19 protein-coding genes are annotated in these 25825 nt (G+C 73.1%); 10 read left to right on the plus strand and 9 right to left on the minus strand.

All coding sequences use genetic code 11. The features are described 5' to 3' along the window. Window positions 1–249 precede the first annotated feature (249 nt). A complete protein-coding gene (locus ACIGXM_RS23015; protein WP_396563753.1) occupies window positions 250–414 on the plus strand; it encodes a hypothetical protein in 165 nt (54 codons plus the stop codon). A gap of 22 nt (window positions 415–436) precedes the next feature. On the opposite strand, the gene ACIGXM_RS23020 is transcribed toward ACIGXM_RS23015, so the two are convergent. The 5 genes from ACIGXM_RS23020 to ACIGXM_RS23040 are packed head-to-tail and all read right to left on the minus strand — an operon-like array spanning window position 437 to window position 5855. Further along, window positions 437–1747 (minus strand): DUF58 domain-containing protein, encoded by a 1311-nt coding sequence (locus tag ACIGXM_RS23020; protein WP_396563755.1) that lies wholly within the window; start codon window positions 1745–1747, stop codon window positions 437–439. A gap of 22 nt (window positions 1748–1769) precedes the next feature. Further along, on the minus strand, window positions 1770–2768 hold the full coding sequence (locus tag ACIGXM_RS23025) for an AAA family ATPase (RefSeq protein ID WP_396563757.1): 999 nt from the start codon (window positions 2766–2768) through the stop codon (window positions 1770–1772). Beyond that, window positions 2765–3961, minus strand: coding sequence for a DUF4350 domain-containing protein (locus tag ACIGXM_RS23030; protein ID WP_396563759.1), 1197 nt, complete (start codon window positions 3959–3961; stop codon window positions 2765–2767). Before ACIGXM_RS23030 ends, ACIGXM_RS23025 begins: the two co-directional genes overlap by 4 nt. After that, on the minus strand, window positions 3958–4623 hold the full coding sequence (locus ACIGXM_RS23035; RefSeq protein ID WP_396563761.1) for a DUF4129 domain-containing protein: 666 nt from the start codon (window positions 4621–4623) through the stop codon (window positions 3958–3960). Before ACIGXM_RS23035 ends, ACIGXM_RS23030 begins: the two co-directional genes overlap by 4 nt. A gap of 5 nt (window positions 4624–4628) precedes the next feature. After that, entirely contained in the window at window positions 4629–5855 is a 1227-nt protein-coding gene (locus tag ACIGXM_RS23040) for a hypothetical protein (RefSeq protein ID WP_396563763.1), read from the minus strand. 240 nt (window positions 5856–6095) lie between these two features. On the opposite strand from ACIGXM_RS23040, the gene mtrA reads away from it, so the two are divergent. Genes mtrA through ACIGXM_RS23055 form a run of 3 tightly spaced genes read left to right on the plus strand, consistent with a single transcriptional unit; the run spans window position 6096 to window position 10840 of the window. Continuing rightward, the gene (gene mtrA / locus ACIGXM_RS23045; RefSeq protein WP_396563765.1) at window positions 6096–6773 is read left to right on the plus strand and encodes an MtrAB system response regulator MtrA; all 678 of its coding nucleotides are present in this window, start codon (window positions 6096–6098) and stop codon (window positions 6771–6773) included. Between the two features lies 1 nt (window position 6774). After that, a complete protein-coding gene (gene mtrB / locus ACIGXM_RS23050; protein ID WP_396563767.1) occupies window positions 6775–8895 on the plus strand; it encodes an MtrAB system histidine kinase MtrB in 2121 nt (706 codons plus the stop codon). Then, window positions 8876–10840, plus strand: a complete 1965-nt coding sequence (locus tag ACIGXM_RS23055; RefSeq protein WP_396563769.1) for an LpqB family beta-propeller domain-containing protein — start codon at window positions 8876–8878, stop codon at window positions 10838–10840. Before mtrB ends, ACIGXM_RS23055 begins: the two co-directional genes overlap by 20 nt. Here ACIGXM_RS23055 and ACIGXM_RS23060 read toward each other — a convergent pair. After that, window positions 10837–11562 (minus strand): ComF family protein, encoded by a 726-nt coding sequence (locus ACIGXM_RS23060; RefSeq protein ID WP_396563771.1) that lies wholly within the window; start codon window positions 11560–11562, stop codon window positions 10837–10839. The two genes, ACIGXM_RS23055 and ACIGXM_RS23060, sit on opposite strands and share 4 nt — an antisense overlap. 404 nt (window positions 11563–11966) lie before the next feature. On the opposite strand from ACIGXM_RS23060, the gene hpf reads away from it, so the two are divergent. After that, window positions 11967–12656: a ribosome hibernation-promoting factor, HPF/YfiA family gene (gene hpf / locus ACIGXM_RS23065; RefSeq protein ID WP_396563772.1), complete on the plus strand. Its 690-nt coding sequence runs from the start codon at window positions 11967–11969 to the stop codon at window positions 12654–12656. A gap of 162 nt (window positions 12657–12818) precedes the next feature. Continuing rightward, on the plus strand, window positions 12819–13547 hold the full coding sequence (locus ACIGXM_RS23070; RefSeq protein ID WP_396563774.1) for a response regulator: 729 nt from the start codon (window positions 12819–12821) through the stop codon (window positions 13545–13547). Between the two features lie 15 nt (window positions 13548–13562). Here ACIGXM_RS23070 and ACIGXM_RS23075 read toward each other — a convergent pair whose 3' ends face one another. Beyond that, the gene (locus tag ACIGXM_RS23075; protein WP_396563775.1) at window positions 13563–14744 is read right to left on the minus strand and encodes a winged helix-turn-helix domain-containing protein; all 1182 of its coding nucleotides are present in this window, start codon (window positions 14742–14744) and stop codon (window positions 13563–13565) included. 47 nt (window positions 14745–14791) lie between these two features. Further along, complete coding sequence (locus ACIGXM_RS23080; RefSeq protein WP_396564033.1) at window positions 14792–15331, minus strand: GNAT family N-acetyltransferase; 540 nt, start codon at window positions 15329–15331, stop codon at window positions 14792–14794. Window positions 15332–15570: 239 nt separating this feature from the next. Here ACIGXM_RS23080 and secA point away from each other — a divergent pair, with 239 nt between their 5' ends. Next, complete coding sequence (gene secA / locus ACIGXM_RS23085; protein WP_396563777.1) at window positions 15571–18336, plus strand: preprotein translocase subunit SecA; 2766 nt, start codon at window positions 15571–15573, stop codon at window positions 18334–18336. 62 nt (window positions 18337–18398) lie between these two features. On the opposite strand, the gene ACIGXM_RS23090 is transcribed toward secA, so the two are convergent. Then, the gene (locus ACIGXM_RS23090; RefSeq protein WP_396563779.1) at window positions 18399–18950 is read right to left on the minus strand and encodes an Rv3235 family protein; all 552 of its coding nucleotides are present in this window, start codon (window positions 18948–18950) and stop codon (window positions 18399–18401) included. A gap of 336 nt (window positions 18951–19286) precedes the next feature. On the opposite strand from ACIGXM_RS23090, the gene ACIGXM_RS23095 reads away from it, so the two are divergent. The 3 genes from ACIGXM_RS23095 (at window position 19287) to ACIGXM_RS23105 (ending at window position 25788) form a co-directional block, all read left to right on the plus strand. Further along, complete coding sequence (locus ACIGXM_RS23095; RefSeq protein WP_396563781.1) at window positions 19287–19802, plus strand: DUF6912 family protein; 516 nt, start codon at window positions 19287–19289, stop codon at window positions 19800–19802. A gap of 58 nt (window positions 19803–19860) precedes the next feature. Then, entirely contained in the window at window positions 19861–20556 is a 696-nt protein-coding gene (locus tag ACIGXM_RS23100) for an HAD family hydrolase (protein WP_396563783.1), read from the plus strand. A gap of 285 nt (window positions 20557–20841) precedes the next feature. After that, a complete protein-coding gene (locus tag ACIGXM_RS23105; RefSeq protein ID WP_396563785.1) occupies window positions 20842–25788 on the plus strand; it encodes an NAD-glutamate dehydrogenase in 4947 nt (1648 codons plus the stop codon). Window positions 25789–25825 lie beyond the last annotated feature (37 nt).

Below are 25825 nucleotides of genomic sequence, written 5' to 3' on the forward strand. Positions count from 1 at the left end.
ACCCTGTGGGAGAGTAGGACGCCGCCGAACAATTTTTCTGAGAAGCCCCTTCCGGGAGACCGGGAGGGGCTTCTCGCATTTCCGGACCCGGACGGACGGGCCCATGTGATCGGGGCTGTGATCGGGGCATGGCAGCTCCCAAGAGCCGTCCCGAGGCCAAGCCGCCGCGCATCGAGCCCTTCGGTTTGTCCACCGACCCCTCCGTGCTGGAGACCTCGCACGAGGGAGATCTCGCACGAGGTCGCCGGGATGTACCTGGCCCCGCCCGAGCGGGTGCTGGCGCTGCGTCTGGACGGCGAAACCCTGCTCCGCCCGAAGCTCCGCGAGGCGCTGCGGGAGCGGCAGACGGGTCCGCTCCCGCCGACCGTCCAGCCGGATCAGGCCGGGCTACTGAGCAAGCACGGCTACCAGTAGCGGGCAGGTCCCGTCGGACCGGCTACAGCCGGCCGGCGGCCTTCAGCGCCAGGTAGGCGTCGGCCAGCGCCGGCGGGAGGGCGGCCGGCGGGGCGTCCAGAACGGTGGCGCCGAGCCGGGTCAGCCGCTCCGCCACGGCGTGGCGTTCGGCCCGGGTCTGCTCGGCGGCCGCGGCGCCGTAGACGGCCTGCGGGGTGCCGCGGCCGGCGGCCAGCACGTCCAGCCGCGGGTCGGCGACGGCGGCGATCACCACCTCGTGCCGCTCGGTGAGCCGGGGCAGCAGCGGCAGCAGCCCGTCCTCGACGGGCCCGGCGTCCAGGCCGGTCAGCAGGACGATCAGCGAGCGGTGCGGGGCCAGCCGCAGGGCCGCCGCGGTCAGCGCCCGCAGGTCGGTCTCAACCAGGGCCGGCTGCAGCCCGGCCATCGCGTTGGTGAAGGCCGGCAGCACCTCGCCGGCCGAGCGCCCGAGCACCGCACCGCGCCGGCGCAGGTCGTGGGCGAGCAGGTCGACCCGGTCGCCGGCCTTGGTGGCCAGCGCGGCCAGCAGCAGGGCGGCGTCGAGCGCGGCGTCCAGGCGGGGGGCGTCGCCGACCCGGCCGGCCGAGGTGCGGCCGGTGTCCAGGACGATCAGGATGTGCCGATCCCGTTCGGGCCGCCAGGTGCGGACCGCGACGGTGTTGCGGCGGGCGCTGGCCCGCCAGTCGATCGAGCGGACGTCGTCGCCCGGCAGGTACTCGCGCAGGCTGTCGAACTCGGTGCCCTGGCCCCGGGTCAACACCGAGGTGCGGCCGTCCAGTTCACGCAGCCGGGCGAGTCGCGAGGGCAGGTGCTTGCGACTGCTGAAGGGCGGCAACGCACGCAGCGTCCACGGCAGGTGGTGCGAGCCCTGACGGCCGGCCAGGCCGAGCGGGCCGAGCGAACGGATCGTCACCCGCTGTGCGTGGTGGTCGCCGCGGCGGGTCGGCGCGAGTGACGTGCTGACCCGCCGCCGCTCGCCGGCCGGGATCCGCAGGCTGTGCCGACCGGCGGTCAGTTCCGTCCCGGGACGGAAGCTGGACGGCGGCCAGGCGTCCCGCAGCCGGGCCCGAAGGGTGCGCCGGGACGGGTTGCTGACGGTCAGTACGACCTCCGCGGGCTCGCCGAGCCGGACCGAGCCGTCGCCCTCGCGGGTCAGCACCAGGCTGCGGACCGGCGCGGCGAGCGCCAGGTCGACCAGGACCGCGACGAGCAGCGGCAGGGTGACCACCGCGATGCCCGTCCAGGAGGGCAGCAGGAGGCCCACCACCAACGCGCCGGCGGCGGCGAGCAGGGCGGTCCGGCCGGTGAGGGCCATCGGGGGCTCCTAGAACTGGTGATCAGCGGGGGACGGGGGTCTGCGCCAGCACGGCCTGGATGACGGCGTCGGCGGTGACGCCCTCCATCTCCGCCTCGGCGCGCAGCTGGACGCGGTGCCGCAGGGTGGGCAGCGCGAGCGCCTTCACGTCGTCGGGCGTCACGTAGTCCCGGCCGGACAGCCAGGCCCAGGCACGCGCGGTGCCGAGCAGTGCGGTGGCGCCGCGCGGGGAGACCCCGATCGAGAGCGAGGGCGACTGCCGGGTGGCCCGGCAGAGGTCGACGACGTAGGCGAGCACCTCGGGCGAGACGGTCAGCTCGGCGATCTGCGCGCGGGCGGCGGCCAGATCGGCCGGTCCGGCCACCGCGCGGACCCCCGCGGCGGCCAGGTCGCGCGGGTCGAAGCCGGCCGCGTGCCGGCTGAGCACCTGGAACTCCTGCTCCCGGTCGGGCAGCGGCAGTACCAGCTTGAGCAGGAAGCGGTCCAGCTGGGCCTCGGGCAGCGGGTAGGTGCCCTCGTACTCCAGCGGGTTCTGGGTCGCGGCGACCAGGAACGGGACGGGCAGCGCGCGCGGCTCGCCGTCCACCGTGACCTGGTGTTCCTCCATCGCCTCCAGCAGGGCGGACTGCGTCTTCGGCGGGGTCCGGTTGATCTCGTCCGCGAGCAGCAGGTTGGTGAAGACCGGGCCGGGCTGGAAGGAGAACTCGGCGGTGCGGGCGTCGTAGACCAGCGAGCCGGTCACGTCGCCGGGCATCAGGTCGGGAGTGAACTGGATCCGCTTGGTCTCCAGGCTCAGCGCCGCCGAGAGGGTCCGGACCAGCAGGGTCTTGGCGACGCCGGGGACCCCCTCCAACAGGACGTGCCCGCCGCAGAGCAGGGCCACGACCAGGCCGGTGACGGCGGCGTCCTGACCGACCACGGCCTTGCCGATCTCGGCCCGCAGCGCGGTCAGCGCCTGCCGGGGATCGGCGGGCGCCGCGGCGCTGCCGGCGGGCGTTGCGGGAGCGGAGAGCTCGGTCACGGCTGTCGTACCTGCCTTTCCAGGGCATCGAGGTCGTCGGCGAGCCGCAGCAGCGCGGCGTCGTCGGTGGGTGGCGCGCCGTACAGCAGGGCCTGTGGGGCGCCGGGTCCGGGCCGGTCGGGGAGCCGGTCGGCGAGCGCGGCGAGCAGGGCCGTGGCCTCCGGTTCGCCGGCGGTCAGCGGGACGGCGAGGACGGCGGCGAGCCGGTGCCGGGTGGCCCGGCGCAGCGCGTCGGCGGCCCGGCCGCGGGCCTTGGCGCGCTGGTAGAGCCGGGCTCGGCCCTCGGTGGTCTCGGTGGCCCGGACCACCACCGGCAGCTCCTCGCTGACCACCGGCCCGAGTCGGCGGGCCCGCCAGAGCGCGGCCAGCACGGCGGCCACGGCCAGCTGGAGCGCGGCCCAGGACCAGCCGGCCGGGATCAGCTCGGTGAAGCTCTTCGGTTGGGCCGGGGCGGCCGGCAGCGCGTCGTAGTCGGGCGCGTACCAGGTGAGGTGGGGCTGGGAGCCGAGCAGCCCGAGGGCGAGCGCGGCGTTGCCGTCCTGGGCCAGGCTCTGGTTGGTCAGGAAGCGGCCGGAGCCGACCACGATCACCTGGGTGCCGGCCTGGTTGGTGGTGCTGACCAGCGCCGGGTGGCCGTCGCGGGGGTAGCAGGCGGTGGCGCCGCCGCCGAAGGTGTAGAGCAGCCCGCCGAGCTGGGCACTGCCGGCCACCTCGGCCTCCGGCAGCGTGCAGTCCGGTGGGGTGCTGGCGGAGGCGGTGCTCAGCGGCTGGTCGGCGGTGCCGGCGGTGCGCAGGTCGGGGGCGAGCACGGCGAGGGTGGCGTCGCCGGGGGAGACCAGGACCAGCCGGCGGTGGCCGGCCGCCATCAGGTCGAGCAGCTGGTCGGGGTCGAGCAGGTCGGGCAGCGGGACCAGCACGGTGTCCGAGCCGGTGCCGCCGCCGAGTTGGGCGGCGGTGGTCGCGGTGTCCACGGTGACGCCCTGGTGACGCAGGAGTTGAGCGGTGGCCCGGGCACCGTCGGGGTCGGCGGAGCGCGGGTCCAGCGCGGGATAGCTGGGGCCGCTGGTCAGGCCGCCGATGAGCAGTCCGGCGAGCAGCAGGAGTACGACGGCGAACAGGAACCAGCGGGCTCGGCGCCAGAGTTGACGGAGGGTCGGGGAGAGCGCGGTGGTGGGTGCGGTGGCGGTGGTCATCCGCGGCCTGCCAGGGTGGCTCGAGCCCGGCTCAACTGCCGGTCGAGGTCGGAAAGTTGTTGGTAGGCGGCGCGGTCGGCGGTCTGGCTGCCGTACGCGATGGCGTCGAACAGCCGGGCAGCGCTCAGGAGTTCGGCGGCGTGCTCGGGTAGTGCCCGGCCCGCCTCGGCGGCCGCCTCGTCCGCGGTGCGGCCGGGACGCGGGTCGAGCAGGGTGCGCTCCTCCAGGGCACGGACCAGCGCGCGCATCTGCTCGCGGACGGCCTCCGGCCACTCCTCGGCCGCCGCGTGCCGGCCGGCGGCAGCGCGGTGCTGCTCGGCGGTGCGCGGACCGGTGGTCGCGAAGAGCGCGGGGGTACCGCCGGCGGTGCGGCCGGGCCGGCCCAGCCGCCACCACAGCGCGGCGCCGATCACCACGGCGACCAGCAGGAAGAGCACGATCCCGGTGGTGCCGTCGGTGGCGGAGGAGCCGAGCCGCCCGAGCAGGCTGTCCAGCTGGTCCCAGAGCCAGTTCGAGATCCGTTGCAGCAGGCTGGGGTCGTGCCGGTGGTACTCCGGGTTGAGCAGCTCGCTGCGGGCGGCCTCGCGGGCGGCGTCGCGCGGCACCTGCACCGGAGCGCCGTCCGCGAGCGCCGCGAGTATCCCGTCCCCCCTGATCGGCATCGGCCTCAGATCCCGGCGGGCGGCGCGGGCTGCCCGGCCCAGCCGGTGCCGCCGTACTCGGGCAGACCGGCGGCGCGGGCCAGTTCGAGGTCGAGCGCCTCGCGGCGGATCCGCTGGTCGACGTAGAGCAGCACGTTGACGGCGGCCTGGATCGGGAACGTCACCGTCCCGCCGATCACCGCGCCGATCCCGATGATCACCAGGAAGCCGAGCGGCAGGCCCTGGCCCGGGTCGGCGCCGAAGGCGGTGAAGGCCGAGGAGTTCAGCACGGCGGCCGCGATGGTGAACGGCAGGCCGATGATGCCGGCCAGCACCTCGGTGATCACCAGGCCGAGCAGGCTGATGCCGAGGATCCGCCACCACGAGCCGCGCACCAGCCGGCGCGAACGGCCCAGGGCCGCCCGGACGCCCTGCTTCTCGAGCATCAGCGCGGGGGTGGCCAGGCTGAGCCGGACCGCCGTCCAGAGCCCGGCCAGCAGGCCGGCCAGCGCGCAGGGCAGCCCGACCCCCAGGCTGAGCGCGGTCGGGCTCTTGACCGCCAGCAGCACGATCAGCGGGACGAACCCGCCGAGCACGATCCCGCCGATGATCAGCCCGAGCAGCACGGTGAGGCCGAGCAGGCGCGTCAGCTGCGGGCGGGCGGCCCGCCAGGCGATGGCGAGCGAGACCGGCTCGCCGAGGACGGCCTTGCTGACCACCATGGTGAGCAGCGCGGTCAGCACCAGCACGGCGACCACGCCGAACAGCGCGCCGCTCACGGTGGTCAGGGCGTTCGCCGGCCCGGTCGGCTCCCACCACTGGAGCAGGGTCTGCACCGTCTGCTCCAGCACCGCGACCACCAGTGAGATGCCGAGGACGGTCCTCCAGTGCCGGCGGACGGTGGAGATCGCGCCGTCCAGGATCTCGCCGACACCGAGCGGGCGCAGCGGGATGATGCCGGGCTTCGGGCTCGGCGGGGCTCCCCAGGTCGGCTGCCCCCAGCCGGGCTGCGGGCCCCAGACCGGCTGTGGACCCCAGCCGGTCTGCGGGCCCCGGCCGGATGGCGCGGTCGGCGGGACCGGGGTGGTGGCGTACGGTGCGCCGTACGTCGCTTCGTGCGGCAGTGGCGGCGGCGCGGCCGGGCCGGGGATCGTGCTGTCCGACGGACCGTCCGGCGCCGGGGCCGCCGCCGGGGCGCCCTCGGGATCGGATCCGGACGAGCTGGGCGGGACCCAGCCCGGGGTGTCGGTCATCACTGCTCCTCGGCGCGGGGCTGTCGCCCCGGGATGATGGGGTGGCGCACTTGGTGCCGCCCATCGTGCCATGGTGGCGACAGGCGCCCCAGCGGCGCCGGGTTGCTGATCGACAACGGCGTCGGCAGGCCCACTGAAGTGGGGAGTTTGGGTGGATATGGATGGTCTCGACCCGGAGGGCGGACGGAAATTGGCACGGGTGTGCGGCAGGTCACAATCCGGTAATGAGAGGATGGGCGCATGAAAGGTCGCGTCCTCGTCGTCGATGACGACTCCGCACTCGCCGAGATGCTCGGCATCGTGCTGCGTGGTGAGGGTTTTGAGCCGTATTTCGTCGCGGACGGGGACAAGGCGCTGGCCGCGTTCCGCGAGACCAAGCCGGACCTGGTGCTGCTCGACCTGATGCTGCCCGGGCGCGACGGCATCGACGTCGCCCGGCAGATCCGGGCGGAGTCCGGCGTCCCGATCGTCATGCTGACCGCGAAGACCGACACGGTCGACGTCGTGGTCGGCCTGGAGTCCGGCGCCGACGACTACGTGGTCAAGCCGTTCAAGCCCAAGGAGCTGGTGGCCCGGGTGCGCGCCCGGTTGCGCCGCGCCGAGGAGCCCACCCCCGAGCAGCTGACCATCGGCGATCTGGTGATCGACGTGGCCGGGCACTCGGTCAAGCGGGACGGCCGGGGCATCCCGCTCACCCCGCTCGAGTTCGACCTGCTGGTCGCGCTGGCCCGCAAGCCCTGGCAGGTGTTCACCCGCGAGGTGCTGCTCGAGCAGGTCTGGGGCTACCGGCACGCGGCGGACACCCGGCTGGTGAACGTGCACGTGCAGCGCCTCCGGTCGAAGATCGAGAAGGACCCGGAGCGCCCCGAGATCGTGGTCACCGTGCGCGGTGTCGGTTACAAGGCCGGGCCCAGCTGACGTGACGGATCAGGTACACCCCTCCCCGACCGGCCCGGCGGCCGGCGGGGAGGATCGCGCCGGCACCCGCGGCGCGCGCACCGGCCCGGCCTCGGCCCTCGGGCTGCTGGGACGCCAGCTCCGCCGTCTGGTCCACCGCGCGGCGGCGCTGTACCGCCGGTCCATCCAGCTGCGCGTGGTCGCCGCGACGCTGCTGCTGTCGGTCGCGCTGGTCGTGGTGCTCGGCGTGGTCGTGATGGCGCAGGTCCGCACCGGTCTGCTCGCCACCAAGGAGCACGCCGCGCAGGGGCAGGCCTTCGGCGGCTTCACCACCGCGCAGAAGCAGAGCGACCAGCTCGCCAACCTGCCGGCCGGGGTCGGCGGCACCACCACCGGCCCGAGCTCCAGCGAGACCGGTACCTGGCTGTCCGACCAGGTCGCCAGCCTCGCCAGCGGCGGGCAGGGCGTCTACTCGGTGATCGGCATGGTGGTGCCCGGTGACCAGAGCACCGGCAGCGCGGGCCCGCTGAGCGTCCGGGTGACCGGTGACGTCACGGTGGACAGCATCTCCCCGGAGCTGCAGGCGGACGTCCGCAAGGACCCGAGCGTCCCGCACGAGCAGACCACCACCATCCACCGCAAGACCAGCTCGGGGCAGAACACCTCGGAGCCCGGTCTGGTGATCGGCAAGCAGCTGCGCGGCCCGGACAACACCGACTACCAGCTCTACTTCACCTTCTCCTTCGCCCAGGAGGACAAGACCCTGGGCCTGGTGACCGGGACGGTGGCCACCGCCGGCGTCTTCATCGTGGTACTGCTGGGCTGCATCGCCTGGCTGGTGGTCCGCCAGGTGGTCACGCCGGTGCGGATGGCCGCCGGGATCGCCGAGCGGCTCGCCGACGGGCACCTGGAAGAGCGGATGAAGGTCACCGGGACGGATGACATCGCCCGACTGGGTGAGTCCTTCAACCGGATGGCGGGTGCGCTGCAGGCCCAGATCCGTCAGCTGGAGGAGCTCTCCCGGGTGCAGCGGCGGTTCGTCTCGGACGTCTCGCACGAGCTGCGCACCCCGCTGACCACCGTGCGGATGGCGGCGGACCTGATCTACGACAGCCGCGAGGACCTCGATCCGATGGCGGCCCGCTCCGCCGAGCTGCTGCAGGGCCAGCTGGACCGGTTCGAGTCGCTGCTCGCCGACCTGCTGGAGATCAGCCGGTTCGACGCCGGCGCGGCGATCCTGGACGCCGAGCCGGTCGACCTGCGCGACATCGTGGGCCGGGTGGTCGAGGCGGCCGACCCGCTGGCCCGGCTGAAGGGCAGCGCGGTGATCCTGCGCGGCGCCGAGGAACCGGTGGTGGCCGAGGTGGATCCGCGCCGGATCGAGCGGATCCTGCGCAACCTGGTGGTCAACGCGCTGGAGCACGGTGAGGGCCGGGACGTGGTGATCCGGCTCGGTTCGGCCGGCGGCGCGGTGGCGGTCGGCGTCCGCGACTACGGGATCGGGCTCAAGCCCGGCGAGGCGTCCCGGGTGTTCCACCGGTTCTGGCGGGCCGACCCGTCCCGGGTGCGGACCACCGGCGGCACCGGCCTGGGCCTGTCGATCGCGGTCGAGGACGCCCACCTGCACGGCGGCTGGCTGCAGGCCTGGGGCGAACCCGGCGGCGGCTCGCACTTCCGGCTCACCCTGCCGCGCACCCGTGGCGGGGACATCGGCCGGGCGCCGTTCCGGCTGGAGCCCGAGGACTCCCGGCACAACCGCGGGCTGCGCTCCCAGGGCACCCCGTACCGGCGCGCGGTGCAGCCGGCCGGGGCGACCGCGCTGACCGCCAGCGGCGAGCCCACGGTGATCCCGGAAACCCCGGGTGGCGTCGGCGGCGGACTCGGGCCGGGGCTCGGCGGGGTGCTCAGCATCGGGCCCGGGCTCGGGCCCAAGCGGCTGCCGCAGGCGCCCGTGGTGGATCCCTCCGACGTTCGCGCGGCGGCCGCGGGGTACGGTGCCACCGGCGCGCAGGTGGTGGTCGACTGCGGCCAGCCGCGCCCCACGGGCGGTGAGGAGTCGGCCGGCGGGGAACCCCCGGCGGCGGGGACGGACGACGACCGGACGAGCCCGGAGGGGACGCGCAGTGCGGAGCAGCAGGACTGAGCCCGGCGGCCGGCGCCGGGGCCGCCCCGGTCGCCGCACGGCCGGGGCGGTCTGGACCGTGCTGACCGTGCTGCTCGCGGCCGGGTGCGCGACGATGCCGGACAGTGGCGACCCGGAGCGGGTGGATCCGCCGCAGGGCGCCGGGGCCGACCAGGGGGTGCAGGTCCGGGTGATCCCGGTGCCGCCGCGCGAGGGCCAGTCGGCGCGCGAGGTGCTGCAGAACTTCCTGGACGCCTCCATAGCCGACGAGCACGACTACAACACCGCCAAGATGTACCTCACCCCGGCGGCGGCCAAGGGCTGGCACCCGGACAGCGGGGCGGTGGTGCTGCACGACACCAACCCCGGTGCGCCCGCCGTCGACCCGGCCTACGGCAGCGACGACGACAGCCACGTCGTGATAGCCGTCAAGTCCCAGGAGACCGGCCTGCTGGACGCCGGGCACTCCTACACGGCGGTCCAGAACACGCCCTACGAGGCCGACTTCGAGCTGGTCAACGTGGCCAAGGACGGCAAGGACGCCTCGGCCAGGGCGCAGTGGCGGATCGCCACGCTGCCGGACGGGCTGATCCTCAACCAGACCAACTTCCGCAACGCCTACCAGCAGTCGGACCGCTACTTCTTCACCAACCCCCAGCCGGGTGGGAGCGACCAGCCGACGGTGCTGGTGCCGGACCCGATCTACCTGCGCCGCCGGGTGGACCCGGCCTCGGCCGCGGCCGCCGCGCTCGCCCAGGGGCCCTCCGACTGGCTCGCCCCCGCGGTCCGGACCGCCTTCGGCGGCACCTCGCTGGTCGGGTCGGTCAACTCGGACGACCCGCGCAACCCGCGGGTCCAGTTCAGCGGCGTCGACTTCGAGAAGAACGCCCACCAGTGCCAGCAGATGGCGGCCCAGCTCTACTTCACGCTGCTCAGCGTGGCCGGCGCCGGCTCCATCGACCGGGTCACGTTGACCGCGCCGCACGGTGGTTGTGACCTGACGTCGGGCCAGGCGAAGATCTCGCCGTACGCGCCGGCCAGCCTGGCCGGCGGGCCGCCCGGGGGCGCCGGCGACGGGCAGGCGTACTTCCGTCGGCCGGAGACCGGGCAGTTGATGCGGACCACCGGGCCGGACTCGGCCGCGCCGGTCAGCGGGGTGCTCGGCGCCGCCGACCTGCCGGCCCCGCTGTCGCCCAGCGGCGGCCACCCGGTCGGTCCGTACGCGGTCCGCCGGGACGGCCGGGTCGCGGCCGTGGTCAGCGACGACGGCAAGTCGCTCTACGAGATCGGGCTGGACGACGGCGACAACAAGCTCGGCAACGCGCTGGCCACCAGTCAGGCGCCGCGCTCGGACGAGGGGTTCACCTCGCCTAGCTGGGACGGCTTCGGCGGGCTCTGGGTGGTCGACCGCAACCCGTCGGCGCCGCGGATCCTGCTGATCCGCGGGCAGAGCCAGCTGACCGTCGCGGCCGACCTGCCGACCGGCAAGACGGTGGACGGCATCCGGCTCTCCTCGGACGGCACCCGGATCGCCCTGCTGCTCAAGGACCCGGCCAGCGGTACCCGGAGCCTGTGGGTCGGCGTGGTGGTGCAGGGCGGCACGGCCGCGGCGCCGACCGCGACGATCACCGGAGTGCGCCCGATCGCGCCGCAGCTCTCCGACGTCAGCTCGGTCGCCTGGGCCGACTCCGACCTGCTGCTGGCGCTCGGCAGGGAGAGCGACAGCACCCAGCAGCTGCTCTACCTGGCCACCGACGGCTCGCCCGAGGTGGACTCCGGGCTGCAGGCGGTGGACGGGATGACCGTGGTGGCCGCCTCGGAGTACCGCGCGGACCCGGTGCTGGCGGACTCCAACAACCGCACCGTCTACTCGCTCGTGGGCAGCACCTCGGCGCTGGTCGGCAGCGCCCAGTGGCAGTGGAAGGCGTACGGGACGGACGGCGTGCAGCCGTCCTACCCGGGCTAGCCGCCGGCCCGGCCGGCCCGGTCGGCCTGGTCGGCCCGGTCGGCGGCGGTGGCGGCGACCGTCGCGGCGGCCAGCGGGGGCGCCCCGGCCGCGCCGAGCGCCCGGGCCGCCTCGGCCAGCGTGGCGCCGGTGGTGACCAGGTCGTCCACCAGGACCGGGCGCAGGCCGGCCAGCCGGGAGCGCAGCCGGGTCGGGACGGTCAGCGCGCCGTGCAGGTTGCGCCGCCGCTCGGCCGCGCCCAGCCCGGACTGGTCGGCGATCCGGCGGGTCGGGCGCAGCACCGGGGCGACCCGGCAGGGCAGCCCGGTCCGGCCCAGCTCGCGGGCGGCGGCACGGGCCAGGCGCAGCGTGGCGTCGTGGCCGCGGGCCCGGACGGCGCGGCGGGTTGAGGGCATCGGGACCAGCAGCAGCGGCCCGGGAAGGTCCGCGCCGGCGGCCGGAGTGACGGCCGGGGTGACGGCCGAGCGCACCGCCCGGGCCAGCACCGCGCCGAGCGGGCCGGCCAGTGGCAGCGCTCCCCTTTCCTTGTGGGCCAGCAACAGGCGGCGCACCGGATCCGCGTACCAGCCGGCGGAGTGCGGCACGGGCAGGCCGGGCGGGACCGGCCGGGGGCCCAGCGGGCGGCCGCGCAGCGTTCCCAGCAGGTGGCGGCAGTCGGCGCAGAGCTGGCCACCGGAGGCCCCGCAGCCGGCGCAGTCGGTGGGCAGCAGGAGGTCGAGCACGGCCAGCAGAGGGGTGGTCAGCGCGGTGATGGGACACCTCCCGGGCGGCTCGTGGCGGGCCCGCAGGCCCCGGCGGTCTGCTCAGGGTGGGCCGTCCGGGCGGAGTTGTCCAGATATTTACCTTCACTTCACTCGATCGAGGGTAGACAGGGGTGAACAGCCGCCCGGCTCGCACCCCCTCCGCCTAGGGTCCGCTGGAGAGGCGAAACGCCCGGTCGGGGTGTCTGATGAGGCTCCGAGGGGTTTCAACCGTCCCCGGTGGGGAGGAAGGTGGGTACAGGGCTCGGTGCGCATCGCCGGCTCGGCGGCGCGTGTGGGCCCGCGGCAGATTGGCTGGTCAGGCTGGGTCCAGCCCGGTCCGGTAGCGATCGGACCGGCGTCAGCACGAAGGATCGGAGTTCTGCGTGGACATCGTCGTCAAGGGCCGCAAGACCGAGGTGCCCAGGAGGTTCCGCGAGCACGTGGCCGAGAAGCTGGAGAAGGTCCAGAAGTTCGACGGCAAGGTGATCAGCCTCGACGTCGAGGTGTCCAAGGAACACAACCCGCGCCAGGCCGACCGGTCCGAGCGGGTGGAGATCACCCTCCGCACCCGCGGTCCGGTGATCCGGGCCGAGGCCGCCGCCGCGGATCCCTACGCGGCGCTCGATCTGGCCGCGGCCAAGCTGGAGGCGCAGCTGCGCAAGTCCGCAGACCGGCGCCGGGTCCACCACGGGGCCCGCAGCACGCCGCTCAGCGTCGCCGAGGCGACCGCCCAGATCGCGGCCATGCCCGGCACGGCGAGCGCGGAGGAGCTGAACCCCCCGCCGACCCGCAAGATGATCGGGTCGCTGGAGGTTGAGGGCGAGGGACCGCTGGTGGTCCGGGAGAAGACGCACGCCGCCGCGCCGATGTCGCTCGACCAGGCGCTCTTCGAGATGGAGCTGGTCGGCCACGACTTCTACCTGTTCGAGGAGAAGGACAGCGGCCTCGCCAGCGTCGTCTACCGGCGGCACGGCTACGACTACGGGGTGATCCACCTCAAGACCGACGGCCTCACACCGAACGGCGAGATCGGCGGTGCCGGCGGCGCGATCAACGCGCCGGGCGAGCGCTGACGGCGCACACCCACATCACCACCCCGGCGGCCGGCCGTGAACCGGCCGCCGGACGTCATTCCCGATGGGCGTACGGCGGGTGGCGCGCCGACCAGTGGGTGAGGCGGGTCCCGGATGCCGTGGAATGATGTGCCCCACAGCGTCGGCAGTGGGGAGGGGCGGATGGGGGAGCGGTTCGACAGCGGTGAGGGCGGGGTCCCGGAGCCCGAGTACACGCCGCGCGGCGGAGAGCCGATTCGGGTGCTGGTGGTGGACGACCACGCGCTCTTCCGGCGGGGGCTGGAGATCGTGCTCGCCGAGGAGCAGGACATCCGGGTCGTCGGTGAGGCCGGCGACGGCGCCGAGGCGGTGCTCAAGGCGGCCGACCTGCTGCCGGACATCATCCTGATGGACGTCCGGATGCCGCGTCGCAGCGGCATCGAGGCCTGCACCTCGATCAAGGAGGTGGCGCCCAGCACCAAGATCATCATGCTGACGATAAGCGACGAGGAGGCCGACCTCTACGAGGCGATCAAGGCCGGGGCCACCGGCTACCTGCTCAAGGAGATCTCCACGGACGAGGTGGCCACCGCGATCCGGGCGGTGGCCGACGGGCAGTCGCAGATCAGCCCGTCGATGGCGGCCAAGCTGCTCACCGAGTTCAAGTCGATGATCCAGCGGCGTTCGGACGACCGGGAGTTGGTGCCCGCGCCCCGGCTGACCGACCGCGAGCTGGAGGTGCTCAAGCTGGTCGCCACCGGGATGAACAACCGGGAGATCGCCAAGGAGCTCTTCATCAGCGAGAACACGGTGAAGAACCACGTGCGCAACATCCTGGAGAAGCTGCAACTGCACTCCCGGATGGAGGCGGTGGTGTACGCGATGCGGGAGAAGATCCTCGAAATAGGGTGACGGGCCCGGTCCGGGTCAGTCGGCCAGCAGCTTCTCCAGCGCCGGCCGCAGCGCGGGGTCGTCCAGCGCCTCCACCCGGACCGCGTCGCAGCCCACCCAGCCGGCGGCCTCGCGCAACGCCTGGGCGAGCGCGGGCAGCTGCCGGGAGCCGGCCAGTGAGACCTGACGGGCCACCAGGGTCCGCCCCTCGCGGGCCGGGTCGACCCGGCCGACCAGCCGGCCGCCGGCCAGCAGCGGCATCGCGAAGTAGCCGTGCACCCGCTTGTGGCGCGGGGTGTAGGCCTCCAGCCGGTGTGACATGCCGAAGATCCGTTCGGTCCGGGCGCGGTCCCAGATCAGCGAGTCGAACGGGGAGAGCAGGGTGGTGCGGTGCCGGCCGCGCGGCTCGCTCGCCAGCGCCGCCGGATCGGCCCAGGCGGCGACCGGCTCCGGACCCCAGCCGGCCACCGCGACCGGCAGCAGGCCGCAGTCCGCGAGCACCGGGTCGACCTGATCGGCCCTGAGCCGGTGGTAGTCCATCAGGTCGGCCCGGGTGGCCACCCCGAGCGCCTGGCCGGCCTGCCGGACCAGCCGCTCCAGGCACTCGCGGTCGGTGAGCTCCTGCTGGTACAGCTCGGCCGGGACGGCCTGCTCGGCCAGCTCGTACACCCGCTTCCAGCCCCGGCGCTCGGTGCAGACCACGTCGCCGAAGGCGAGCGCGCGCTCCACCGCGATCTTGGTGTCGGACCAGTCCCACCACTCGGCGGTCCGCTTGGCGCCGCCCAGCCCGGTGGAGGTGAGCGGGCCCTCGGCGCGCAGCCGGTCCAGCACCGCCCGGTACGCCTCGGGGCTCACCTGGTGGCTCCAGAGCCGGCCGCGGTCGCGGTAGGCGCGGCGGCGGAAGGCGAACAGCGGCCACTCCTCGACCGGCAGGAGGCAGGCGGCGTGCGACCAGTACTCGAAGGTGGTCTCGGAACCCCAGTAGGCGTGCTCCACGGCCGGCCGGCCGATCGCGCCGAGCCGGGCGTACGGCACCAGTTCGTGCGAGCGGGCCAGCACCGAGATGGTGTCGAGCTGCACCGCGCCGAGCCGGCGCAGCACACCGCGCACCCCCGCCCGGCGGTCCGGCGCGCCGAGCAGGCCCTGGGCGCGCAGGGCGATCCGGCGGGCCTCGTCGGCGCCGAGGGTGGTGATGGGGGTGGGCAGCGCTGCGGTCATGCCGGGCAGCGTAGGCGCCGGGACCGACAGGCGGACCCGCCCGGCCGTCACCGGGCCAGGTCCGCCGGCAGCAACGAGCCCATCCAGCAGTCGAGGTACCGGCCGCGCTGCGCGCCGTAGGAGCGCAGGGTGCCCTCCATGGTGAAGCCGGCCCGCCGGGCGACCGCGCGGGAGGGCTCGTTGCCGACGTAGGCGACCCACTCCAGGCGGCGGATCCGCCACTCGGCGAAGGCCCAGCGGGCCACCGCGAGCAGCGCCTCGACGGTGTGGCCGCGGCCGCGGGCCTCCGCGGCGGTCCAGAAGCCGACTTCCGCGACGCCGGGCCCGCGGGCGGCCAGGCCCTGGGTGCCGACCAGGGCGCCGGTCTCCTTCTCGAGCACGCACCAGATCGGGTTCCGACCGGTCCGCCAGCCCTCCGGGGCGAGTTGCCGCACGAAGAACTCGGCGTCCGTGCGGTGGTAGGGGGAGGGGACGACCGTCCAGCGCTGGATCGCCTCGTCCTGGCAGGCGAGGTTGACCGCGTCGACGTCCTCGGGGAGCGGCGCGCGCAGGAGCAGGTGCTCGGTCTCCAGGACCACGGGTTCCAGGATCGCTTCCGTCATGCGGGTGAGTATCGCCCGTGCGGGGAGCGGGCGGTAGCGAAATTCTCTGCCCGATTTGTCCGTATACGGCGGCCATTGAGTGATCCGCTCCGACGGGTGACACCGGAATGGCGTGCTGACGCACCTCCCGGCGGATTGGACTCCTCGCATACGATGGCCCGTACGGTGGGGTGAACCCCGCCGTGCAGCTGTCCAGAGCCGATCCAGGCAAGGAGCCCGCTCAAGTGTCCGTCTTCGACAAGATCCTGCGCGCCGGCGAAGGCAAGATCCTTCGCAAGCTGCAGCGGATTGCTGCCCAGGTCAACTCCATCGAAGAGGACTTCGTCAACCTCACTGACGAGGAGCTGCGCGCTCTGACCGACGAGTACCGGTCGCGGCTCGCCGACGGGGAGACGTTGGACGACATCCTCCCGGAGGCCTTCGCCACCGTTCGCGAGGCCGCCAAGCGCGTCCTCGGCCAGCGCCACTACGACGTGCAGATCATGGGTGGCGCCGCGCTGCACCTCGGCTACGTCGCCGAGATGCGCACCGGTGAGGGCAAGACCCTGGTCGGCACGCTGCCCGCCTACCTCAACGCGCTGACCGGCAAGGGTGTTCACCTGATCACGGTCAACGACTACCTCGCCGAGCGCGACTCGGAGTGGATGGGCCGGGTGCACCGCTTCCTCGGACTCGAGGTCGGCGTGATCCTCGGCAGCATGCCGCCGGCCGAGCGCCAGCGCCAGTACGGCATGGACATCACCTACGGCACGAACAACGAGTTCGGCTTCGACTACCTGCGCGACAACATGGCCTGGTCGCAGGACGAACTCGTGCAGCGCGGGCACAACTTCGCGATCGTCGACGAGGTCGACTCGATCCTGATCGACGAGGCCCGTACCCCGCTGATCATCTCCGGCCCGGCCGACCAGGCCACCAAGTGGTACGCCGACTTCGCCAAGTTGGTGCTGCGCCTCAAGCGCGACCGCGACTACGAGGTGGACGAGAAGAAGCGCACGGTCGGCGTGCTGGAGGAGGGTGTCACCCGGGTCGAGGACTACCTCGGCATCGAGAACCTCTACGAGTCGGTCAACACCCCGCTGGTCGGGTTCCTGAACAACGCCATCAAGGCGAAGGAGCTCTACAAGGCGGACAAGGACTACGTCGTGATGAACGGCGAGGTCATGATCGTCGACGAGCACACCGGCCGTATCCTGGCCGGCCGCCGCTACAACGAGGGCATGCACCAGGCGATCGAGGCCAAGGAGGGGGTGGAGGTCCAGAACGAGAACCAGACCCTGGCCACCATCACCCTGCAGAACTTCTTCCGGCTCTACGACAAGCTCTCCGGGATGACCGGTACGGCCACCACCGAGGCCGCCGAGTTCCACCAGATCTACAAGCTCGGCGTGGTGCCGATCCCGACCAACCGCACCCCGCAGCGCATCGACCAGCCCGACCTGATCTACAAGTCGGAGCCGGCCAAGTTCGCCGCCGTGGTCGAGGACATCGCCGAGAAGCACGAGAAGGGCCAGCCGGTCCTGGTCGGCACCGTCTCGGTCGAGAAGTCCGAGTACCTCTCCCAGGAGCTGCGCAAGCGCGGCATCCCGCACGAGGTGCTGAACGCCAAGCAGCACGAGCGCGAGGCGCAGATCGTCGCCCAGGCCGGGCGCAAGGGCGCGGTCACCGTGGCCACCAACATGGCCGGCCGTGGCACCGACATCATGCTCGGCGGCAACGCCGACCACCTCGCCACCGCCGAGCTGGCGCAGCGCGGGCTCAACCCGGTGGACACCCCGGAGGAGTTCGAGTCGGCCTTCCCGAGCGCGCTGGAGAAGGCCAAGGCGGCCGTCAAGGCGGAGCAGGAGGAGGTGCAGGAGATCGGTGGCCTGTACGTCCTGGGCACCGAGCGGCACGAGTCGCGCCGGATCGACAACCAGCTGCGCGGCCGCTCCGGCCGTCAGGGCGACCCGGGCGAGTCCCGCTTCTACCTCTCGCTCGGTGACGACCTGATGCGGCTGTTCAAGGCCGGCATGGTCGAGCGCGTGCTGTCGATGGCCAACGTGCCGGAGGACGTGCCGATCGAGTCGAAGATGGTCACCCGGGCGATCGCCTCCGCGCAGACCCAGGTCGAGCAGCAGAACTTCGAGATCCGCAAGAACGTCCTGAAGTACGACGAGGTGCTGAACCGCCAGCGCGAGGTCATCTACGGCGAGCGCCGCCGGGTGCTGGAGGGCGAGGACCTCCAGGAGCAGATCGGCCACTTCATGGACGACACGGTCGAGGCGTACGTCAACGCCGCGACCGGCGAGGGCTTCGAGGACGACTGGGACCTCGACAAGCTCTGGGCCGCGCTCAAGCAGCTGTACCCGATCACCCTGGACCTGGCCGAGCTGGAGGAGGAGGTCGGCGGTCCCTCGGGGCTCACCCCCGAGCACCTCACCAAGGTCATCCAGGAGGACATCCAGGCCCAGTACGGCGCCCGCGAGGACCAGCTCGGCGAGCAGGTCATGCGTGAGCTGGAGCGGCGGGTGGTGCTCTCGGTGCTGGACCGCCGCTGGCGCGAGCACCTGTACGAGATGGACTACCTGCAGGAGGGCATCGGCCTGCGGGCGATGGCCCAGCGCGACCCGCTGGTCGAGTACCAGCGCGAGGGCTTCGACATGTTCGGCGCCATGATGGAGGGCATCAAGGAGGAGTCCGTCGGCTACCTGTTCAACCTGGACGTCCAGGTCGAGCAGCAGGTCGAGGAGGTCCCGGTGGCCGACTCCGAGGAGGCCGTCTCGCTGGAGAAGGAGGGCCAGCGCCCGGAGATCAAGGCCAAGGGCCTGGAGGCTCCGGTCCGCCAGCGGCTGCACTACACCGCCCCCTCGGTGGACGGCGACGACACGGTGATCGAGGGCGACTTCGAGGGTGACTTCGAGGACGGCGCGGACGAGGGCGACGGGCTGACCCGCGCCGAGCGCCGCAAGGCCGCGAAGTCGGCCAAGGGCCGCCGCCGCAAGGTCTGACCGTCCCGGTCGGTCGTCGGCAGGGCGCCGTTCCCGGATCTCCGGGGCGGCGCCCTGCCGCGTCACCGGGCCTCCACCGCGGCGCACTGCCACTGCTCGGTGCGCCGGTGCCGCTCCAGCCGGAAGGCCACCATGTGGTGGCGCGGGCCGGCGGCCACCCGGACGCAGACCTCCAGGGCACCCGGGCCGGGCGAGAAGTCGTGCACCGGGCCGAGCAGCGGGTGGGGCGTGCCGGCCGCGGTGCGCAACGGGCCGCGGCTGGCCAGCCGGGCGAGCTGGCGGTAGCCGTCGTGGGTGGTGTGCCGGACCAGCTGGCCGGCCGGCCGGACCCCGCAGAGCACCTCGACCAGCCGCCGCGCGAAGCGGTCGGCGAGCCCGGCCGGGCCGCCACCGGCCGGACCGCCCCCAGTCGGACCGCCCCCAGTCGGACCGCAGAGCGCGCGCGGCTGTCGCGGCTGCCGGGGCGGGGCACTGCGCGACGCGGGCGGCGGGTGGTGCGGGGGCTGGTGCGTGCGGTGCACCGGACGGCCGCGGCGTGCGCGCTCGACGGGCGGACGGTGCCCGGGGGCGGTGGCCAACGGGTGGATCAGCGGGAGGACGGCGGTCTCGGCCATGGCGGGGGTTCCTCGTTCGGCTGCGGAGTGTTCGGCTGCGGCGTGTTCGAGTGCGGAGTGTTCGGCTGTGGAGCGCTGCTCCGTGCCCTGTGCTATCGCCACCGGGCCGCGCGGTTCAACGCGGTTCGAGGGGAGCCCCGGCCCGCGGTCCGGTGTCACCCGTACGGCGGCTTGACGGCCCGCCGTACCGGTGGCCGGCGGCCCGGGCGGGCCGCGCGCCCCGACGCCGGGCGTCCGCACAATCGCTCGAAGGGGTACACCGGCGGCGCACCCCCGAGTGATCGCCAGGGCCGTATTCTGTGGGGGTCCGAGAGCCCGAGGAGCGGAGTGCCCCCGATGCGTGTCTACGTGCCCACCACCCTGACCGGTCTGGCGGCGGCGCACCCGGACGGCGAACTGGCGCAGTCGGCGGCGTACGCGGTGACCCCCGCGCTGCGCGAGTGGTACGTCAGCGACGACCTGGAGGAGCTGGAGTACGCCGCGCTGGTCCGGGCCGCCCAGTCCTCGCTGCGCCTGCTGGCCGCCGACCCGGCGGCGCCGCGTCGCCGGGTGGTGGTGGCGCTGGACGTCCCGGACGCCTCGGTGCGGCCGTTCGGCGGGGACGAGTACCAGGACCAGGCCTCGCTCGGCCGGGTCACCCTGGCCGGCCCGGTCCGGCTGGCGAAGGCCGCCGCGGTGCACGCCGACGTGGCCGACCCCGAGGTGGTCGAGGACGTGACCCAGGCCGCGGCGGTGATCGAGGCGGCGGACGCCGGCGACGACGACGCCCAGTTCACCGTGGACGGCGCGGAGGACCACGAGCTGCTCTGGTTCGCCACCCAGGAGATCCCCGGTCTGCTGGGGCCCGCCTGACGCCCGCCGTCCGGCCTGCGGACACCCGGTTGTCAGTGCGGTCCGTTACCGTTCCCCGGTGCGCACTCACATCGTCTGGGACTGGAACGGGACCCTCTACCACGACACCGAGGCCGTGCTCGCCGCGAGCAACGCGGCCTTCGCCGAGCTCGGCCACGCCCCGCTGACCCTGGAGCGCTACCGGGAGCTGTACGAGGTCCCGGTTCCGCGCTTCTACCAGCGGGTGCTGGGCTACCAGCCGAGCGGCGCCCAGTGGGAGCGGCTGGACGCCGTCTTCCAGGAGCACTACAGCCGGCTGCGCGGCGGCTGCGGGCTGACCGAGGGCGCCACCGAGCTGCTCGCCGCCTGGGCGGCCGAGGACGGCACCCAGTCGCTGTTGTCGATGTACGAGCACGAGCGGCTGCTCCCGGTGGTGCACGGCTTCGGGATCCAGCGGCACTTCCTGCGGGTGGACGGCCGGAGGGGCCCCTCGCACGGGCAGAAGGCAGCCTCGCTGGTCCGCCACCTGGCCGCGCTGGGCCCGGAGGTGTCGCCGGCACGCACCGTGCTGATCGGCGACGCGGCGGACGACGCGCTGGCCGCCCGGGAGGCCGGCGCGCACGCGGTGCTCTACACCGGGGGGTCGCAGGCCCGGGCCCGACTGGAGCCGGTCGGCGTCCCGGTGGTGGACACCCTGGCCGAGGCGGTAGGGCTGGCCCGGGAGCTGGCCGGTTCCGATGCCCGGACCGGGCCGTCCGCCGGGCACCTCGGGTAACGGTTGCGCATCGGTTGGACAAGGTGTCCAGGAACCGCCGATCTTCCTGCAGGTTTGTGCCTCCCTGTCCCCTGACACCTTGGTTTCGGTTGGTTAGGCTGGCTGGCGTCGTCGGGCGGTTTTCGCAGACCAAACGACCTGTCGTACCCAGGCAGGGGGTGCTTCAAGCGTGCCTTTGGCGCCTTTCTCTGGGATCGTGCGGGAGGATTGCGAAAGTGACCCGGCGGTGCACACCCACACCACCACCGAGTCACGCAACGGCGCGCGACAGGAGCCAGAGAAGCCATGCAGACCAAGCTGGACGCAGCCAAGGCCGAGCTGCTCGCCAAGGCAGCAGCAGCCGCTGAGAACAGCCAGGTGGGGGGAGCGGCGCCCGGGGAGGGTCTGAGCAACGGTGCTCTGACCGCGTACCTGAACCACTACTACCTCCACACGGCGCCCGAGGACCTGGTCGACCGCGACCCGGTCGACGTCTACGGCGCGGCCGCCTCCCACTACCGGCTGGGGCTCAAGCGCCCCCAGGGCACCGCCGAGGTCCGGGTCTACACCCCGACCGTGGACGAGAACGGCTGGTCCAGCGGCCACACCGTGGTCGAGGTGGTCACCGACGACATGCCGTTCCTGGTCGACTCGGTCACCAACGAGCTGTCCCGCCAGGACCGGGCGATCCACCTGGTGATCCACCCGCAGCTGGTGGTCCGCCGTGACATCACCGGCAAGCTGCTGGAGATCCTGGACATAGACGCCTGCGCCCGCAGCCAGGCCGCCGGCCGGGACTGGCCGGCCGACGCCACCGTCGAGTCCTGGATGCACATCGAGATCGACCGGGAGACCGACCGCGCCGACCTCCGCTCGATCGAGGCGGACCTGCGCCGGGTGCTGGGCGACGTCCGCGAGGTGGTCGAGGACTGGGCCAAGATGCGCACCTCCGCGCTGCGACTGGCCGACGAGCTCGCCGAGCAGCCCCCGGCCCACCTGCCCGAGCAGGAGGTCGGCGAGGCCTGGGAGCTGATGCGCTGGCTGGCCGACGACCACTTCACCTTCCTCGGCTACCGCGAGTACGACCTGGTCGAGCACGAGGGCGAGGAGGTGCTGCGCGCCATCCCGGGCACCGGCCTCGGCATCCTGCGTTCCGACCCGCTGAGCCACGACACCGACCACCACCCGGTCAGCGAGTCCTTCGGCCGGCTCTCCGCGCCGGTCCGCGCCAAGGCGCACGAGAAGAAGCTGCTCGTGCTGACCAAGGCCAACTCCCGGGCGACCGTGCACCGCCCGTCCTACCTGGACTACGTCGGCGTCAAGAAGTTCGACGCGGACGGCAACGTGGTCGGCGAGCGCCGCTTCCTCGGCCTGTTCTCCTCGGCCGCCTACACCGAGTCGGTCACCCGCATCCCGGTGGTCCGCCGCAAGGTCCAGGAGGTCGTCAACGACTCCGGCTTCTCCGCCGAGAGCCACGACGGCCGCGACCTGCTCCAGATCCTGGAGACCTTCCCGCGCGACGAGATCTTCCAGACCCCCGCCGCGGAGCTGCTGGCGATCGCGACCAGCGTGCTCTACCTGCAGGAGCGCCGCAAGCTGCGGCTGTTCCTGCGCCAGGACGAGTACGGGCGCTACTTCTCCGCCCTGGTCTACCTGCCGCGCGACCGCTACACCACCCGCATCCGGCTGCGCCTGATGGACATCCTGATGCAGGAGCTGAACGGCGCGGCCATCGACTACACGGTCTGGTCCACCGAGTCGGTGCTCACCCGACTGCACTTCGTGGTCCGGGTCGCCCCGGGCAGCGAGCTGTCCGAGCTGACCGAGGTCGAGATCGAGCGGATCGAGGCCAAGCTGGCCGAGGCCGCCCGGTTCTGGATGGACGGCTTCAACGACCAGCTCCACCTCGAACTGGGTGAGGAGCGGGCCGCCGAGCTCGGCCACCGCTACGCCAACGCCTTCCCCGACGGCTACCGGGCCGACTTCACCGCCCGTACCGCGGTCGCCGACCTCAAGCAGATCGAGTCGCTGCAGGGCGAGGGCGACTTCCGGCTGAACCTGTACCAGCCGGTCGGCGCCGGCGAGGACGAGCGCCGCTTCAAGATCTACCGGGTCGGCGGGCCGATCTCGCTGACCGAGGTCCTGCCGGTGCTCCAGCGCCTGGGCGTCGAGGTGCTCGACGAGCACCCGTACGCGCTGCGCCGCTCGGACGCCACCACCGCCTGGGTCTACGACTTCGGGCTGCGGCTGCGCGAGGCCGGCGAGCTGACCGACGAGGCCCGCGAGCGGTTCCAGGAGGCCTTCGCGGCGACCTGGACCGGCCGCGCCGAGAACGACGGCTTCAACGGCCTGATCCTGACCGCCGGGCTGAACTGGCGCCAGGCGGTCGTGCTGCGCGCCTACGCCAAGTACCTCCGGCAGGCCGGGAGCACCTTCTCCCAGGACTACATGGAGGACGCGCTCCGCAACAACGCCCACACCACCCGGCTGCTGGTGAACCTCTTCGAGGCCCGGCTCAGCCCCAGCCACCGGTCCGGCGCGACCGAGCTGACCGAGGGCATCCTGGAGGAGCTGGCCGGCGCGCTGGACGAGGTCGTCTCGCTGGACGAGGACCGCATCCTGCGTTCCTTCCTGCACCTGATCAAGGCCACCCTGCGGACCAACTTCTTCCAGCGCGCCGCGACCGGCGAGTGGCACCCGTACGTGTCGATGAAGTTCGACCCGCACGCCATCCCGGACCTGCCGGCGCCCCGCCCGGCCTTCGAGATCTGGGTCTACTCGCCGCAGGTCGAGGGCGTGCACCTGCGCTTCGGCAAGGTCGCCCGCGGCGGTCTGCGCTGGTCCGACCGGCGCGAGGACTTCCGCACCGAGATCCTCGGCCTGGTCAAGGCCCAGATGGTCAAGAACACCGTGATCGTCCCGGTCGGCGCCAAGGGCGGCTTCGTCGCCAAGCAGCTGCCGGACCCGTCGGTGGACCGTGACGCCTGGCTGGCCGAGGGCATCGCCTCGTACAAGACCTTCATCTCGGCGCTGCTGGACATCACCGACAACCTCAAGGGCGGCCAGGTCGTCCACCCGGTCGACGTGGTCCGGCACGACGAGGACGACACCTACCTGGTGGTCGCCGCCGACAAGGGCACCGCGACCTTCTCGGACATCGCCAACGGCGTGGCCGAGGAGTACGGCTTCTGGCTCGGCGACGCGTTCGCCTCCGGCGGCTCGGCCGGCTACGACCACAAGGGCATGGGCATCACCGCCCGCGGCGCCTGGGAGTCGGTCAAGCGCAACTTCCGCGAGCTGGGGGTGGACACCCAGTCCGAGGACTTCACGGTGGTCGGCATCGGCGACATGTCCGGTGACGTCTTCGGCAACGGCATGCTGCTCAGCGAGCACATCCGGCTGGTGGCGGCCTTCGACCACCGGCACATCTTCATCGACCCGAACCCGGACGCGGCCACCTCGTACGCCGAGCGCCGCCGGCTGTTCGACCTGCCGCGCAGCTCCTGGGACGACTACGACAAGTCGCTGATCTCGGCCGGCGGCGGGGTCTTCCCGCGCAGCGCCAAGTCGATCCAGCTCTCCGCGCAGGCCCGCGCGGCGCTGGCGATCGAGGAGAGCCGGCTCACCCCGGCCGAGCTGATGAAGGCGATCCTGCAGGCCCCGGTGGACCTGTTCTGGAACGGTGGCATCGGCACCTACGTCAAGGCCGAGCGGGAGACCAACGCGGACGTCGGCGACAAGGCCAACGACGCGATCCGGGTCAACGGCGGCCAGGTCCGCGCCCGGGTGATCGGCGAGGGCGGCAACCTCGGCTGCACCCAGCTGGGCCGGATCGAGTACGCGCAGAGCGGCGGGCCCGCCGGTGACGGCGGCTGGATCAACACCGACGCGATCGACAACTCGGCCGGTGTGGACACCTCGGACCACGAGGTCAACATCAAGATCCTGCTCAACCGGGTGGTCGCCGAGGGCGACATGACGGTCAAGCAGCGCAACACCCTGCTGGCCGAGATGACCGAGGAGGTCGGCCACCTCGTCCTGCGCAACAACTACGCGCAGAACGTGGTGCTGGCCAACGCGGTCGCCCAGGCGCACAGCCTGGTCAACGTCCACTCCCGGATGATCAACCGGCTGGAGGCCGACGGGCAGCTCGACCGGGCGCTGGAGTTCCTGCCCAGCGAGCGGCAGCTGAAGGAGCGCCAGCAGAGCGGCTTCGGGCTCACCCAGCCCGAGCTGTCGGTGCTGCTCGCCTACACGAAGATCACGCTGGCCGACGAGCTGCTCGCCACCGGGCTGCCCGACGACCCGTACTTCCGCGACACCCTGCACCTGTACTTCCCGACGGCGCTGCGCGAGCGGTTCGCCGACGCGGTGGACCACCACGCGCTGCGCCGGGAGATCATCACCACCCTGATCGTCAACGACACGATCAACCGCGGTGGCTGCACCTTCGCCTTCCGGCTGCGCGAGGAGACCGGCGCGACCTACGAGGAGATCGCCCGCACCCACACCGCGGCCCGGGCGGTCTTCGGCCTGGAGACCATCTGGGACGAGGTCGAGGGCCTGGACAACAAGGTCTCCGCGGCGGTGCAGACCCGGATGCGGCTGCACTCGCGCCGACTGGTCGAGCGCGCCACCCGCTGGATGCTCAACAACCGCCGCCAGCCGCTCGACATCGCGGGCACCATCGAGTTCTTCAAGGACCGGGTGGACCAGGTGTGGAGCAGCCTGCCCAAGCCGCTGCGCGGCGAGGACCTGGCCTGGTTCGAGAAGATCCAGAGCGAGCTGACCGACGCCGGGGTCCCCGAGCCGCTGGCCACCCGGGTCGCCGGGCTCTCCTCGGCCTTCCCGACCCTGGACATCACCGAGGTCGCGGACCGCTCGGGCAAGGACGTGGCCGAGGTCGCCGACCTCTACTACGACCTGGGCGACCGGCTGGGCATCGCCCACCTGCTGGACCGGATCATCGACCTGCCGCGCACCGACCGGTGGTCCTCGATGGCCCGTGCCTCGATCCGCGAGGACCTGTTCGCCGCGCACGCGGCGCTGACCGGCGACATCCTGGTCTGCGGCCCGGAGGGCGCGGCGGCCGAGGAGCGGTACAACGCCTGGGCCGAGCTGAACAGCGGGCTGCTCACCCGGGCGAGGACCACGCTGGACGACATAAGGGGTTCGGACACCTACGAGCTGTCCAGCCTCTCGGTCGCCATGCGGGTGATCCGCACGCTGCTCCGCACGGGCTCGATGCGCTGAGCCTGACGGGCTGGGACGCGCCGAAGGGCGGGACCGA

The organism is Kitasatospora sp. NPDC052896, assembly GCF_044547075.1.
In the GTDB taxonomy this organism is placed as follows: Bacteria; Actinomycetota; Actinomycetes; order Streptomycetales; family Streptomycetaceae; genus Kitasatospora.

Excerpts from the sequence above, each read along its gene's own strand:
- ACIGXM_RS23015 (WP_396563753.1), top strand. The coding sequence starts at position 250 with ATGTACCTGGCCCCGCCCGAGCGGGTGCTGGCGCTGCGTCTGGACGGC.
- ACIGXM_RS23020 (WP_396563755.1), bottom strand. The coding sequence starts at position 1,747 with ATGGCCCTCACCGGCCGGACCGCCCTGCTCGCCGCCGCCGGCGCGTTG.
- ACIGXM_RS23030 (WP_396563759.1), bottom strand. The coding sequence starts at position 3,961 with ATGACCACCGCCACCGCACCCACCACCGCGCTCTCCCCGACCCTCCGT.
- ACIGXM_RS23035 (WP_396563761.1), bottom strand. The coding sequence starts at position 4,623 with ATGCCGATCAGGGGGGACGGGATACTCGCGGCGCTCGCGGACGGCGCT.
- ACIGXM_RS23040 (WP_396563763.1), bottom strand. The coding sequence starts at position 5,855 with ATGACCGACACCCCGGGCTGGGTCCCGCCCAGCTCGTCCGGATCCGAT.
- mtrA (WP_396563765.1), top strand. The coding sequence starts at position 6,096 with ATGAAAGGTCGCGTCCTCGTCGTCGATGACGACTCCGCACTCGCCGAG.
- ACIGXM_RS23070 (WP_396563774.1), top strand. The coding sequence starts at position 12,819 with ATGGGGGAGCGGTTCGACAGCGGTGAGGGCGGGGTCCCGGAGCCCGAG.
- ACIGXM_RS23075 (WP_396563775.1), bottom strand. The coding sequence starts at position 14,744 with ATGACCGCAGCGCTGCCCACCCCCATCACCACCCTCGGCGCCGACGAG.
- ACIGXM_RS23090 (WP_396563779.1), bottom strand. The coding sequence starts at position 18,950 with ATGGCCGAGACCGCCGTCCTCCCGCTGATCCACCCGTTGGCCACCGCC.
- ACIGXM_RS23095 (WP_396563781.1), top strand. The coding sequence starts at position 19,287 with ATGCGTGTCTACGTGCCCACCACCCTGACCGGTCTGGCGGCGGCGCAC.
- ACIGXM_RS23105 (WP_396563785.1), top strand. The coding sequence starts at position 20,842 with ATGCAGACCAAGCTGGACGCAGCCAAGGCCGAGCTGCTCGCCAAGGCA.